The organism is Winogradskyella schleiferi (genome assembly GCF_013394655.1).
In the GTDB taxonomy this organism is placed as follows: domain Bacteria; phylum Bacteroidota; class Bacteroidia; order Flavobacteriales; family Flavobacteriaceae; genus Winogradskyella; species Winogradskyella schleiferi.
This window is the reverse complement of sequence record NZ_CP053351.1, coordinates 1,125,705-1,140,038: the sequence shown is the minus strand read 5'-3', so window position 1 is coordinate 1,140,038 and position 14,334 is coordinate 1,125,705. Positions and strand designations below refer to the sequence as shown.

The window sequence follows — 14,334 nt, the reverse complement described above, 5'->3', positions numbered from 1 at the left end:
AATTTAAGAAATAACTCCTGAACCTACTAATTCATCCTCAATATACCATGCTACAAATTGACCTTCAGTAATTGCGGATTGTTTATTTTCGAATTCCACATACAAGCCAGAAGCTACTTTGTAGAGCATTGCTTTTTCTAACGCTTGCCTGTAGCGAATTCTTGCCATTACTGACATAGTTTCGCCTTCCTTTAAAGCCAAATCTTCACGAATCCAATGTAATTCTTCGTTAGTTACAAATAGCACATTGCGATACAAACCAGGATGCTGCTTACCTTGGCCTGTATATATAATATTGTCTTTCACATCGGTATCTATGACAAATAAAGGCTCAACAGTACCGCCTACTCCCAAACCTTTGCGTTGACCTTTGGTAAAATAATGAGCGCCTTGATGTTTACCCACTACCTTTCCATCCTCTAAAGTATAGTTTGGTTTTTTGGACAGGAACTGGAGTTCGTTTTCTTTTGAATTAAACTCTGGTATTTTCTGGTTATAAGTTTCAAAGGTATCGTTTACCTCAACAATCACCCCTTCTTTTGGTTTGAGTTGTTGTTGAAGAAAATCTGGTAATCTTACTTTACCAATAAAACACAACCCTTGCGAATCTTTCTTTTCGGCCGTAATTAAATCTTGGGCCTTCGCGATGTCCCTAACCTCTGGTTTTAATAATTCACCAATAGGAAATAAAGCCTTTGCCAATTGTTTTTGTGATAACTGGCAAAGAAAATAAGATTGGTCTTTGTTAGGGTCTGTACCAGCTAAAAGTTGATGAATTTGTTTTCCATCCTTTTCAATGGTGCCTTTTCTGCAATAATGACCTGTTGCGACGTAATCAGCCCCTAACTCCAAAGCGATATCCATAAAGACATCAAACTTAATTTCGCGATTGCAAAGTACATCCGGATTTGGTGTTCTTCCTTTTTCGTATTCGTTGAACATATAGTCAACAATACGTTCCTTGTATTGCACACTTAAATCTACGGTCTGAAAAGGAATTCCTAATTTATCCGCCACTAACATGGCATCGTTGCTATCTTCCAACCATGGACATTCATCTGAAATGGTTACGGAATCGTCGTGCCAATTTTTCATAAATAGGCCAATAACCTCGTAGCCTTGTTCTTTTAAAAGATAGGCTGCAACGCTAGAATCCACTCCTCCTGAAAGTCCTACGATAACTCTTTTCATATTTACTACCTGTGAAATCAGGTACCTTTTATTTAGTTAACAATTAAATGTTACAAGAAACACCCCTAAGAGCTGCGCTCGGTAGTTTCAAAACAAAGAATATTTTGTTTTTCACTAATCCTCAAGGGGACAATCTAACAACTTAACAGTATTTGTAACGATATAATTTGGTCAAAAAAACCTCGGCAAAATTACAAAATAAAAAAGGCAATCTTATTAGGATTGCCATTTCAAAATTCTATTATCATGATAGTTTAAACCTATTCGTATTTCTTAATGACCTCATTATTTGTATGGTCTATTTCTTTAGTCATTTTTCCATCTTTGTAATATTTCCAAACACCCTTTTTCTGACTTTTAACATAATTGCCTTCAGACGTTTTTTTGCCATTGGCATCATAATTAATGGTCTTTCCTTCTAACTCGCCATCCTGATATTGTGTATGCCTTAACAATACGCCCTTCTCTGAGAACCATTTGGATTCGCCGTGTAGTTTACCATTTTTATAATTAGCACTTTCGGCAAGTTCTCCATTTTTGAAATACACATAGCGCTCTCCTTCTAGTAGACCTTCATCATTATAATTTTCTAAAATCATTTTTACCGAAGAATTTTTATGATAAAAAATCCATTTTCCAATGAAACGCTTACCGTTCATTTTGCCTTCACTAATTATTTTTTTAGTAGAAGCTAAAAAGGTAACATCTGCAATACTATCCTTAGCGTTAAAAACCTTTACAGCACTCAACACGCTTTTTCCTTCAGATAATGTGTAGAACTTAAATGAGTCAATTTCCTTACCATGCTTAAAAACACCTTCGTAGCGTTTTTGGTCGGTTTTATGGTAGTTTTTTGTCCAAAGACCGTGTCGTAGACCGTCTTTATCAAACTGATTAACCGTTTTTTGAGCATTCAAAGTTGTTAAAAATAATGTTAAAATGAAAAGTACGTAAACTTTTTGTTTAACCATATCGTATATTTGTTAGACAAACCACCTAAGGTTTGAATGTTGAACAATTTAAAACTCAAAAAAATGAAAATTATTTCAAAAAACTTAAAATTACTTACAGTATTTCTATTGGTTATAGGTTTAACTGGATGTAGTGATGATGACGATGCGCCAATTCTAACAACGACTACAGTAGTGGATGTTGCATTGGCTAACAATTTAACTTCTTTGGCAGCTGCATTAACTGCAACGGGTTTGGTAGACGATTTACAAGGTACGGGACCTTTTACCGTATTTGCGCCAGATAATGATGCATTTACAGCTTTGCTAAATGATACTGGTTTAGATTTAGACAATTTATCAACAGCTGAAGAAGCCTTAGTAAGAAATATTTTATTAAATCACGTTATTATTGGTAGTGCAATTCCTTCAACCGACTTAGTCACTGCAGGTTCTGGTTATACCAATACAATGGCAACGGGTCCAAACGGAGCAAATTTAAGCTTGTATTTTACGACCGCAAATGGCGTTGTATTGAATGGTGGAGCCGAAGTTATCGATGCAGATAATACGGCAACCAATGGAATTGTACATATCGTTGATGAAGTTATTGGCTTACCAACTATTGCTACTTTTGCTACTACAAATGATGCTTTAAGTACTTTGGTTTCTGCTCTAGCTTATGCCGATACGGGAGATCCAACAGTACAGCCATCGTATATTGATGTTGTTTCTGATGCTAATGCAGGTCCTTTTACGGTATTTGCCCCAACTAATACTGCTTTCGGAGATGTATTAACTGAATTAAACCTAAGTGGTTTTGGCGAAGGAACAGGAGAATTAAATGCCGAAACGACAGATGCAGTTTTATTAATGCATATTGTAAGTGGAAATATTCAATCGACCGGATTACCAAACGGTGCTGTACCAACTTTAGGCGGAGAAATAACTGCTGATAATACCGCATTTACCTTAACAGATGCAAACGGACGAGTAAGCAATATTGTGACATCATTAGTAGATATTCAAAGTATGAATGGCGTTGTACATGTCATTGACAAAGTAATTTTAACGCCACCTCAATAAAAAAATTAAAATTTAAGGCTGATTACCTTATTTATAATGGTTGATTTTTAGTTAGTGAAAAGCTCAAGCTGTGTTTAAGTTTGGGCTTTTCTTATTATCGTACTTTGAAATATTCTTCAATGACACCAATAGTTTAAGCCCTTTTTAAATCAAAGTCTACCATTTTGAATATCGAATTTATTAAATATACATCAACTTTTATATCAATCCTTAATGCTAATTTTTACAACAACAGATTTGCAACTTGCCTTGAGAAATAAGTCGCGATCTTTTCTTGAATAATCTTTATTTCTTCTTTGATAAAAGTTTAAATGTAAATCACAAGCATCATCAAGACATAAAAAAAGCCTTAGTAGTTAACTAAGGCTCATTATAATTATCATCTTATTCTAGTTACTTCTTCTTCTTCCCTTTTTGGGCTTGCTTTTGTGCTTCTGCTTGCTCCATCATTTCAGCCATTTTCTTCTGGAACTTATTTTGTTTCTTAGGCTTAGTTTTACTCACTTCTATCTTAGCAAGTACTTTATCTTCATCAATAATGTAGTTTTTAATTACCAACATAATTCCAATACTAATTAAGTTAGAAATAAAATAATACAAACTTAAACCTGAAGCATAGTTGTTAAAGAATACCAACATTAAGATTGGCGAGAAGTAAATCATATACTTCATCATTTTCGCCATATCTGGCATGCCTTCTTGTGTTGGCTGTGTTGCTGCTTGCTGACCAGTAGTCATTTTCATATAGAAGAAAATAGCGATGGCTGCTAATATTGGAAACAAGGCCACGTGGTCTCCATATAATGGAATTGGAAACGGCAATTCGAAAATAGAATCGTACGAACTTAAATCGTCTGCCCAAAGAAAACTTTTTTGTCTTAAATCGAAAGCCGTTGGGAAAAATTGAAACAAGGCATAAAACACAGGAATCTGCATTAAACCTGGCAAACAGCCACTTAACGGACTTGCACCAGCTCTACTCTGGATGGCCATGGTTTCTTGTTGTGCTTTTAATTTATTGTCCTTATACTTTTCTCTGACAGCGTCTAGTTCCGGTTTTAAGATTTTCATCTTCGCTTGTGACAGGAATTGCTTATACTGCACAAAAGACAATAATATTTTAACCATAATGGTCATCACGATAATGGCAATTCCATGTGGTAAATACTGAATTAAAAATCCAAATAACGGAATGAAAATAATTTTGTTTATCCATCCGAAAATTCCCCAACCAAAAGGAATACTCTCGTCTAAACCTTTATCATATGTTTTTAAAACCTCTGCTTTAGTTGGGCCATAATACAAGCCTAAATTTTCATTTAGTTCGCCTCCATTATATGCCAATGGTAACTTAGAGGTGTACGTTTTTGTGTAAAGTGTATCAACTTCGTCATCCTCTACCAAATCCTTGGAGGTCATTGCTACATTTTTAAATGGGCTATCATTTGAAACTAAAATAGAACTGAAAAAGAACTGTCTATAAGATATCCACTCTACATCTTCAACCGTTTCATCATCATCGCCATTTTGTGATAATTTATCAACCTTACCATCATCGTGCATATATGTTAATCTGGTGTAACGATTTTCATAACTAATGCTTTTTGCGTGGCGAAGTCCTTTTTGTTTCCAGTCTAAAGTAACAGGTTGAGACGTATTAAACACACCACTCAAACCTTGCGACCTGATTGAAAAATCAATCATATAATCATTAGGTTTCAACTCATAACGATATTCTAAAAACGCATTCTCGGAAGCCTTAAATTTCATGGAAACTACTGTGTTCGCTCCACTTTTAGTGACACTTGGTTGAAACGGTAAATCCTGTGTATTGAATGTTCGGTTGTCTGACGTACCAAACGTAATATTGAATGCGCTGTTATTATCCTTTACCAAATAAATGGGAACAGAATCATAATCTACGAAGTTCTTCAGTTTAACTTGTGCTAAATGACCACCAATTCGACTAAACTCAAGTTCGAAAACATCGGTTTGTACGGTTGTAACAGTTTCTCCTGGCAAAGTTGCCGCATAACCAAAAGCACCTAATTTATTCTGGCGTGCAACTTGCTGCGTGGAATCTAAAGCTTGTGTATTGGTATAATTTTCTGAAGTGGTAACCAAAGGTTCATCTTGCTTACTTTCCTTCTTTTCGGCTTCAACTTGCTCCTGCTCTGCTTTCTTCTGAGCTTCAAGTTCCTCTGGTGTTGGTTGATTCTGGTACATCATGAATACCAAAATTCCGAATATGAGGACAAAACCTATTATAGATCGAATGTCTAATTTCTTTTCTTCCATTTAATTTCAGTTTTAGACCTGTCCGATTTTTTTATGCTGAATTAGTTTCAGTATCTAACATGACAGGTCCTAATAAAGTAACAATTGGCTAAATCAAATAGCTAACCAAAACTTCATTTGCGCCAAAGTGGCATATTATTTTTTCTTCTTCTTATATTTTAAAGCCGCAGCTACAAACGCCACAAATAAAGGGTGTGGATTTCTTACGGTACTTTTATATTCTGGATGGTATTGCACACCTACAAACCAATTATTTTCAGGAACCTCAACAATTTCCACTAAGCCTGTTTCAGGATTATAACCAGTTGGTTTTAATCCTGCATTTTCAAATTGCGCTTTATAATCGTTGTTAAATTCAAACCGATGTCTGTGTCTTTCTGTTATGGTTTCCGTTTTATAAACTTTGAAAGCAATACTATCTTTTTCGAGTTTACAGTCCCAAGTTCCCAAACGCATTGTGCCACCTTTATTAACCACATTTTTTTGCGATTCCATTAAACTAATGACTGGATTTGGCGTCTGTTCATCCATTTCTACTGAATTAGCGTCCTTTATATTCAATACGTTTCTGGCATATTCAATAACGGCCATTTGCATACCCAAACAAATACCTAAAAATGGGATATTATTTTCCCTGACAAAACGAACCGCATCAATTTTACCTTCAATACCACGTTCACCGAAACCTGGTGCCACCAGAACACCATCTAAATGCCCTAATTTGAATTCGATATTATTTACAGATAAATATTCAGAATGAATCGGTTCTACCACCACTTTTACTTCGTTTTCTGCTCCTGCATGAATAAAAGATTCCAAAATCGATTTATAAGAATCCTGTAATTCTACATATTTACCAATCAGACCAATAGTAATTTCACTTTTAGGGTTTTTGTGACGTTTTAAAAACTGATTCCAATTTTTTAGATCTGGTTTATCACTTTTCAGTTGTAATTGATTCAAAACCACTTTATCCAAACCTTCATCCAACATTAAATTTGGCACATCATAAATGGTAGACGCATCAATAGATTCAATAACCGCTTCCTTTTTTACATTGCAAAAACGCGCTAATTTAGTTTTTAAACCTTCATTAAGCGAATGTTCTGTTCTACATACCAAAATATCAGCCTGTACACCACTTTCCATCAAGGTTTTTACACTATGCTGCGTGGGTTTGGTCTTTAATTCGCCAGCAGCAGATAAATAAGGCACCAAAGTTAAATGAATCACACAAGTGTTATGTTCTCCCAAATCCCATTCCAGTTGTCTAACGGCTTCAATATATGGTAAAGATTCTATATCTCCGACGGTTCCACCAATTTCGGTAATGACAATATCATAATCGCCAGAGTTTCCTAAAATTTGAATTCTACGTTTTATTTCATCTGTAATATGAGGTATCACCTGAACTGTTTTTCCTAAAAATTCACCACGTCTCTCTTTATCGATAACACTTTGATAAATCCTACCTGTCGTGACGTTATTGGCCTGTGATGTAGCCACATTTAGAAAACGTTCATAATGGCCTAAATCCAAATCGGTTTCTGCACCATCATCGGTAACGTAGCATTCGCCATGTTCATAAGGATTTAAGGTGCCTGGATCAATATTAATATATGGATCTAATTTCTGGATGGTAATTCTGTAACCTTGGGCTTGTAGGAGTTTAGCCAAAGATGCAGCTATAATGCCTTTTCCGAGAGAAGAAGACACGCCTCCTGTTACAAAAATGTATTTAGGGTTTGTGGTCATGGTACGTTGTTAAACGCAGGCAAAATTACGAAATAAAACGAGTAATCTATGAATTGTTTATGGTTTGTTAATATGTTATAGCTGAGATGGACAAACCTCTGTTTTATTGAGGCATACAACGGATATAATTTGCGAATTAATGAAAATAGTCGTAATTCGTAAGTGAATTAAAACCCTAAAATTTTTGAAATTCCGATTCCTTATCATTTTATTATTTTCTGTATGCGTTTCTTGCAAGAAAAAAATAGTGGTTCCGAATACCTTAAAAATGGCTTTTAATTATCTGGATGATCATTGGAATGACGAACAACGGAAAAAATTCAACACTTTAGAATATAAAGAATTTGCACCAGTATATTACGGTTATGCTATTGAGGATGATTTACAAAATCATCTTTTAAAAAATCACGAAGCTTCAGTAAAACTAAATTCATTTTTTGATTCTTTAGGTGTTTATAGACCTAAGGATAAATCTGGTTTAATACTCAACACTTATTTTAATTATACTAACCAAGAGCAGCTTGAATTACAACATCAAGTTGAAAACGTAAAAGCCTATTGGAAACCTATTGAAGATTGTGAAAAATCAATTAAAGCAAAAGCTATTAAAACTTACTCGAGTTTTAAAGTAAATGATGCCATAGCCATACGTCTTCCTGTTGACGAACACAACAATGCCATAGATTTTGAGTGTCCTGACAACTCATGGGTTTTTAGGGAAGGGGAAGATTTGGAAGTTACAGCGATTTTGATAGAAAAATCCATAACAAAGGATTCGCTCGATGCCTCATTCAAATTAAAATTACTCAATAAGAGCAATAATGATACAGAGATTCTTTATCAAGAAATATACGAGGGAAATTCTTTTACGATTCCTTTGAGCAACTCATGGAAAATAAGCCAAATAAAACCAACCAATGAAACAGAAACAATCAATCTATAACCCTATTCTTTGGGTATTATTTGGATTTGCGCTAATCAGTGCCGTACATGCCATTATTGAAACTTTAATTTATGGCTATTTCCATTATGGCCTTTCAGATGGTTTTATTGATATTCATTTTCGCTATTATATTCCGGCTTTTAGTCTTGTAACGACTTTTATCTTCAGTATAATTACTATGCTTATTCTTAAGAAAAAAATAACCACATTAAAGATTGAAACGTCAAAGCTGCCATGGCTAACATTTGTATCTCTTATTATAATTGCTTCAATAGCTAAGCCCTTAGTACAGATTTGGTCAGATAACAAAGTAATGTCACTTTACGATGACCTTTCAAAAACAGAATATTTAAGCCGTTTAAACCTTGTGAATATTTTCAATACTATAGAGTATAGCAGTATTGGCTCGCTGTGGCTTCTCTTTTTGCTTCTGGTTGTCTACTTCTTGTATTTGAACAGGAGGTCTAAAATTTAGAGCTTTTGCTAAACAGATATTCCGTAAAATGAATAATCCTTAATGTTGCCATGACAAGTACTTTTAAAAAGAATAAAAAGTATGATTAACAAAGCAATGGAAAACAAGGTGAATTTTCTAAACTTCTTTTCGTGTTTCCAATCGCATTTATTTGAATAGCTGAAAAGAAAAATGGAAAAGTATAAGAAAACAAACACCCAAAGTATATTGTAAGCTCTTGTCCCTATTAACTTGTGATGCACGTAGGTGTAATCTCCTTTACACAAATAATTCATCAACTTTATGAATCTGGATACTTTTGGCTTTTCTATGTAATATTTTTCGATTTCAAAACGCTCTAATAATCGCACCACTCTTTCATCGTCTAGGTCCACATATTTACTCGTGACTAGTTTAGTAAAATTCCTTGCCAAAGTAGCCATAAGGTTAACGCCTTTTTCTTTGATCTTTATATTGTTCTGATCATTTGACATCTTAACAGCAATAGCGACAGCGTTCGCATAATCCTCTATATTGTAATTTTTAAAAACATAGGACAAACTATCAACGGAAACGGTTTTAAGCGTATTTTCGATGCTATCTTGCTTCTCATGATTTTGAGAAAACCCAAAAGCAAGTTTAAAGATAAGGATTAGAAAGGTTAGTTTTTTGGGGCACATAAAAAGTAACTCTAAATATCGGTATAATACACCAATAGACTAGAAGCATTTTCAATTTTAGCAGATGATGTTAGCGGATTTGGCCTATGATTTTTTAAATAATCGCCTTCTAGAGCATACATAATGTCCTTACTTCCAGTATCTAAATTAATCATGGTATCAACTTCATAATCTTGACCTCTTAAATATATCAAGGCTTTTTGAGCAGAAGCCATCAGATAGTCATTATTTCTGCTATCTACAATTACATGGTATAAAACGTCATCTTTTTCACATATCGCTAAAAAACGTCTGCTTCTATCATTAGTGCCGTTGGTTAATTTTTTGAAATTCTCACTATCCGTTTTAAATTTGGTATAAACCAATTGCGTTTGAAAACTGGATATGTTCTGTGTTTCAATAGTATTTATAAAGGAAAAAGTTTCTGAAGGCTCGTTTCTTATGTTCTTATTATTAACGTAAGAATCACATTTTCCAGAATAACATTCATAGTTTTCCCTATCTAAATCGATAATCTTCATCGAATTAATTTCTGGGTGATTGTCGTGGATGATTACCAAAGCATCCATAAATTGATGTGGTAATTTATTGAGAACCACACCTTTTTCAGCACAAAAACCAACAGGTAAACTTCTTGATTTAGTAATTGAAGATGCATATGACGCTGAAGATGCAAATAAAATATGGGAACTTTCTTTTAATTTTAAGAACGATTTATAACAATCTTTAGCAAAAAAAGCTGACTTTATAGGACTGTTATTCGTGTCATTTAGGGCAAAGGAAAATATCTCAAATTTTAAGTCGGATTTACTATTAGCATCTTGAGATATGGGATAAAGTTGCCGCACCGAAAGTACTGATAAACATATAAAAATAAGAAGCGTGATTATGCCAAATTTTGCCTTCTTAAAATGTGAACTTAGTACCATACATATCCTTTTTTAGGGAAAGGATGGACAATATACCATTAACTTTTACTTAACATTATAAAAAACAGTTGTAACGGCTTTTTTATAGTTTAGTTGTTAATATTTACAAATAAAATAGACAAAACACATTTTGAATGTAGGGTTATAAATCATTCCATACATAAAATTTTACTTCATTTCTTTCTGCTATTTGGCCTTTTTTTTCAAAAACCAAGACATGCTAATCGCCAATGCAGTGTAAGCTGCTCCAATCCGCTCCTCTCTCTTAAATGGTGCTTCCTTTGCTTTTATACGTATTGGCGATTTTGATTCCCAAATTATCTTTTCTGGGCTTTCTACATCATATAGCTGAAGTCGTACTTCTATTTTTGCAGGCTGTTGCATTCCTACATTATAGCCAGGATACACCCACAAGGTTTCAACATGCAAATTGTATTTTGCTTCAGGATTGTTTCTTGAAACAGAGATTTTCCTTTCATCAGGTAAGGCGTGGTTCAGGTGCTTAATAAATAATGGTGCATATACGGTATCTCTGTCCGCAAACCATGAATCTCTAAACTGTTTACCAGTTCCTAGTTTATGATCTTCCCTGATTTTTACTTTATCTTTTATAAATTCTTCCTCTGAGTCAAAGCCGTGTATTTTTATATGGTCATAGCCAAAAGATACAGACAGTTCTTTTTCACCAGCCAAAACAGAAATATCTCCAGAAGCTGTTTTTATTTGACCAAAAATAGGAAATACACAAAATATAAAAAGCATGAAACTAAGTGCGTTTCTCATGGGTTTATAGAATTTAGGTTAAACAAACTTAGTAATTATCTGACAATATTAAGTGTCAAGGTTAGGGTTTTGAATTTTGTTATACTTTGCAAATACTAGTTTTTACTTGAATGACTTTGTGAAAAGTTTGAGCTATCTTAGTTTTATTATGCTAAGCTTGTGCACGTATCGTTGAAAAAAATAATGTTATACTGTTGTATTGACAATACAATTATCAAAGCTCTTAATATCACTTCCTAAAATCCCGACGAATCGTATAAATCAATTCTTCCAAACCGTTAATTTTAATATCGCACATCTGTGCCATCATGCGACCGAGCTTGCCTTCTGGAAATCCCTTTTGCTGAAACCAGATGTAGTAATATTCTGGGATATCAATCAAATATTGGTCTTTGTATTTGCCAAAAGGCATTTTGTAGTGTGCCAATTCAATTAAAACGGTACCGTCTAATTCCATTTTAGTTATGTATTGTGGATGTTAAAAAAGAACTTCCTGATGAAGTTTATCTTGAACTAGTCAAAAGTAGGCGTTTATGACTTAAATTCATCTAAACTTTTAAGCTCCTTTGCTATAAACGCCTCCCACTCTTTTTGCTTCTCTATATTCATGGAATGGTTGGTCTCTTTATCGTAGCGCTGTTGGGTTTCATTAACAGCTTCGTTAATGGTAACATGCAGTTTGTTCATTTGCTTTTTTACATTTTGATTCGCTTTAAGCTTTGTTAATTGCTGTCTAAATTGACGTGCATAAAGTTCGGTAATATCAAAATGTAATTGTTCGTGTGCCAATATGTGCGCATTTCCCTTTTCTTTTAAATACCAAGATTTATTAGGGTAAAATTGAGCCTCGACCGTTGTAGAAAAATCGACGATTTTTTCATCAGATGTTCTTACGGAATAGCCAAAGGTAATTCCAGACGCTGTTAAGGCAACAGCATCAGATTCCATATCAGGATTGGCTTTGAAATCTGCCCAAGTGAGCTTGGTTGTTTCATTCCAAACCATGGTTTGGTCGTTAGAAAAATTACCGACAAAAAAGAAGGTTAAAATAATAAGTAGGTTTTTCACGGGGTAATTATTTAAGTACTGATTTTAAAAGTAAAATCTTTTTATTAATAAGAATAAAAACTACGATATAAGACAAAAAATCATCTTTAACTAACATTTTAAAACCCATTAATTCGCATTGACAATTCGTAAATCATCAAATTTCACTACATAAACAGCCTGATTTACATAACCTCCAAAAAGCGCTTTGTTATATCGAAACTTATTCTCCACGTATTCCGTTTCAATCGATTCCATTGACGCTGCATATAAATTTTCTGCTGAAGCCAAGCGCATTAAAAGATCTAAAGTAATATCAAAACCACGAGACACATATTTACTTGGCGATACGCCGTATTCCTCTCGATATGTCTTAACAAAACCATTGGCTTTAGTTTCATCAAAATCCTTATGAATCGATGGATAGTGAAACTTTAAATTAGACAAATTATTATTGTCTATATCTTTCCCTTCAAAAGCTCTATTTTTATCTGTTGTCGCTAATATAATTTCAGTTTTCTCAATTACCAATCCATTGAGCATACTAATAACGCTAGACACAAATGCATTATTGTCGGTTTCTAAAAGCACATAGGTCTTACCAGCAGCAAAGACGTTCTGTAAATCAGCATGATAAATAAAATGAGCATCTTTAGTTTTATCTTTCTTATCCATTCTAGAAAGAATCAGTTTTGAATTAGGAAACTCTTTCTGCAAGGCTTCACTGGTCGTTTTATGGGCTTGATCTGAAATGATAACGACTCTGGTTTTTAAACTATCAGCTTTTATAAAATCGATCATCGCTTTGCGCAACAATTTTTCTTCTGGTATGGTTTGAAACACATTACTGTACACCTCTTTTGGTTTGTTCATAGCTGCAATAACAGGAATATTATCTGAGCGTAAAGCTAGCGCAACCCGATTGAAACTCTTTTCTTCCATAGGACCAATAACGGCATCATAGTCTGAAAAATCATTATCGTCCAATAATTCGCTTGTTGCCGAAACATGATAACGTGTATCCATCACCTTTAAATCAGTCGAAATCCCTAATTGCTTAGCAGAATCTAAAGCCATCATCACACCAACATGAAAATCCAAAACCACAGATAATCGTCTATCATCCTTAATTTTATCTTTGGTTTCCTCAACGGCATCCACATCAATTCTGTCGAGACGATAAGGCATCATTAACGCCAGTTTCTTCGTCTTAAAATTGCTTAAACTGCCCTTTAAATTGGTGGTTTCTACCGTTTCTAAACTGCCTGTTGCATTAACGCCCTCTGGCACTTTTAGAACCATTCCTGCTTTTAATCCTGTTTCTTTTAATTCAGGGTTTAATTGTTCTAATTGATCTTGTGTAAGGTTCAGCTTCACTTTCAGTCTGAAAAAACCTTCTTTTGGTAATACTTCATAATAACTGAACGTCGTGTCAATCGCTTTTTCTTCTTGATCTTTTATATTCGGTACATTAAGCTCATCACCTGGCTGAATAGTCTCGTTCATAAACGGATTTAAAGCTTCTAATTCCGATACGGAAATTCCAAACTTATAGGCAATTCTCCATTTTCCTTCTTTGGGTTGAACCGTATATTTTTTTATTGTATTACTCAAGGTTTGTTTGGAAACTACAGTTCTGTACCTTGGAATTCTAATCTTATCCCCTTTTTTGAGATTTTCTGAATATAGAAAGCGATTGGCCTTCTTAATTTCTTCTTCTGAAACATTGTGTTCTTGAGCCAAGCCATATAAAGTTTCTTTACGTCTTACCTTATGATTTTTATAACCGATAAGCTCTCTTCTATCTTCTACAATTGAATCATTCTTCACTTTAGAATTCGGAATGATCAAAACCGTATTCGGTTGAAATTTCCGTTTAGCATCCGGATTTAACGCATAAATATCATGAGGTGTAACCAAATATTTTTTTGCAATAGCCTGAATAGTTTCACCTGGTTCTACGGTATGCTCAATATAATTCTGGGCACTCAAGCCCATTGTAAAAGCAATTAATATGATGGTTAAGATGTTTTTCATGTATAATATATTACTGTAATTAGGCACTTCGACTACACTCAGTGACTAGATTCACTTTTCTATTTTTATTGTTAACTGCGATTGCACTTCGGCTTCGCTCAGTGACCAGTAGGTTTTTATTTTTTTACTGAACACCGTGACTGAACACTGCAAACTATTTTCACCACTTGATTAAATATTG

At 34.1% G+C, this 14,334-nt stretch carries 13 protein-coding genes; 3 read left to right on the top strand and 10 right to left on the bottom strand.

Annotation, left to right across the window (positions count from 1 at the left end):
• Window positions 1-3 precede the first annotated feature (3 nt).
• Complete coding sequence (gene mnmA, locus HM990_RS04920; RefSeq protein WP_178987875.1) at window positions 4-1,191, bottom strand: tRNA 2-thiouridine(34) synthase MnmA; 1,188 nt, start codon at window positions 1,189-1,191, stop codon at window positions 4-6.
• A 260-nt stretch (window positions 1,192-1,451) separates the two neighbouring features.
• Complete coding sequence (locus HM990_RS04915) at window positions 1,452-2,162, bottom strand: toxin-antitoxin system YwqK family antitoxin (RefSeq protein WP_178987874.1); 711 nt, start codon at window positions 2,160-2,162, stop codon at window positions 1,452-1,454.
• A 63-nt stretch (window positions 2,163-2,225) separates the two neighbouring features.
• On the opposite strand from HM990_RS04915, the gene HM990_RS04910 reads away from it, so the two are divergent.
• Complete coding sequence (locus HM990_RS04910; RefSeq protein WP_229719370.1) at window positions 2,226-3,227, top strand: fasciclin domain-containing protein; 1,002 nt, start codon at window positions 2,226-2,228, stop codon at window positions 3,225-3,227.
• Between the two features lie 393 nt (window positions 3,228-3,620).
• Here the strand turns inward: HM990_RS04910 and yidC are convergent, their stop codons facing one another.
• Both yidC and HM990_RS04900 read right to left on the bottom strand, forming a co-directional pair.
• Window positions 3,621-5,525 (bottom strand): membrane protein insertase YidC, encoded by a 1,905-nt coding sequence (gene yidC / locus HM990_RS04905; protein WP_178987872.1) that lies wholly within the window; start codon window positions 5,523-5,525, stop codon window positions 3,621-3,623.
• A gap of 135 nt (window positions 5,526-5,660) precedes the next feature.
• Complete coding sequence (locus HM990_RS04900; RefSeq protein ID WP_178987871.1) at window positions 5,661-7,280, bottom strand: CTP synthase; 1,620 nt, start codon at window positions 7,278-7,280, stop codon at window positions 5,661-5,663.
• A gap of 268 nt (window positions 7,281-7,548) precedes the next feature.
• On the opposite strand from HM990_RS04900, the gene HM990_RS04895 reads away from it, so the two are divergent.
• Together HM990_RS04895 and HM990_RS04890 are read left to right on the top strand one after the other, a co-directional pair.
• Window positions 7,549-8,223 carry a DUF6794 domain-containing protein gene (locus tag HM990_RS04895; protein ID WP_178987870.1) on the top strand — a complete coding sequence of 225 codons (675 nt, stop codon included), beginning with the start codon at window positions 7,549-7,551 and terminating at the stop codon, window positions 8,221-8,223.
• Complete coding sequence (locus HM990_RS04890) at window positions 8,198-8,698, top strand: hypothetical protein (RefSeq protein WP_178987869.1); 501 nt, start codon at window positions 8,198-8,200, stop codon at window positions 8,696-8,698. The genes HM990_RS04895 and HM990_RS04890 overlap by 26 nt, the downstream gene beginning before the upstream one ends.
• 8 nt (window positions 8,699-8,706) lie before the next feature.
• Here HM990_RS04890 and HM990_RS04885 read toward each other — a convergent pair whose 3' ends face one another.
• The 6 genes from HM990_RS04885 to HM990_RS04860 form a co-directional block, all read right to left on the bottom strand.
• Window positions 8,707-9,357 (bottom strand): hypothetical protein, encoded by a 651-nt coding sequence (locus HM990_RS04885; RefSeq protein WP_178987868.1) that lies wholly within the window; start codon window positions 9,355-9,357, stop codon window positions 8,707-8,709.
• Between the two features lie 11 nt (window positions 9,358-9,368).
• Window positions 9,369-10,286: a hypothetical protein gene (locus HM990_RS04880; RefSeq protein WP_178987867.1), complete on the bottom strand. Its 918-nt coding sequence runs from the start codon at window positions 10,284-10,286 to the stop codon at window positions 9,369-9,371.
• A 186-nt stretch (window positions 10,287-10,472) separates the two neighbouring features.
• Complete coding sequence (locus HM990_RS04875; RefSeq protein ID WP_178987866.1) at window positions 10,473-11,069, bottom strand: hypothetical protein; 597 nt, start codon at window positions 11,067-11,069, stop codon at window positions 10,473-10,475.
• Between the two features lie 229 nt (window positions 11,070-11,298).
• Window positions 11,299-11,526, bottom strand: coding sequence for a DUF3820 family protein (locus tag HM990_RS04870; RefSeq protein ID WP_178987865.1), 228 nt, complete (start codon window positions 11,524-11,526; stop codon window positions 11,299-11,301).
• A gap of 74 nt (window positions 11,527-11,600) precedes the next feature.
• Complete coding sequence (locus HM990_RS04865) at window positions 11,601-12,137, bottom strand: DUF922 domain-containing protein (protein ID WP_229719369.1); 537 nt, start codon at window positions 12,135-12,137, stop codon at window positions 11,601-11,603.
• 108 nt (window positions 12,138-12,245) lie between these two features.
• Window positions 12,246-14,153: a LysM peptidoglycan-binding domain-containing protein gene (locus HM990_RS04860; protein WP_178987864.1), complete on the bottom strand. Its 1,908-nt coding sequence runs from the start codon at window positions 14,151-14,153 to the stop codon at window positions 12,246-12,248.
• Window positions 14,154-14,334 lie beyond the last annotated feature (181 nt).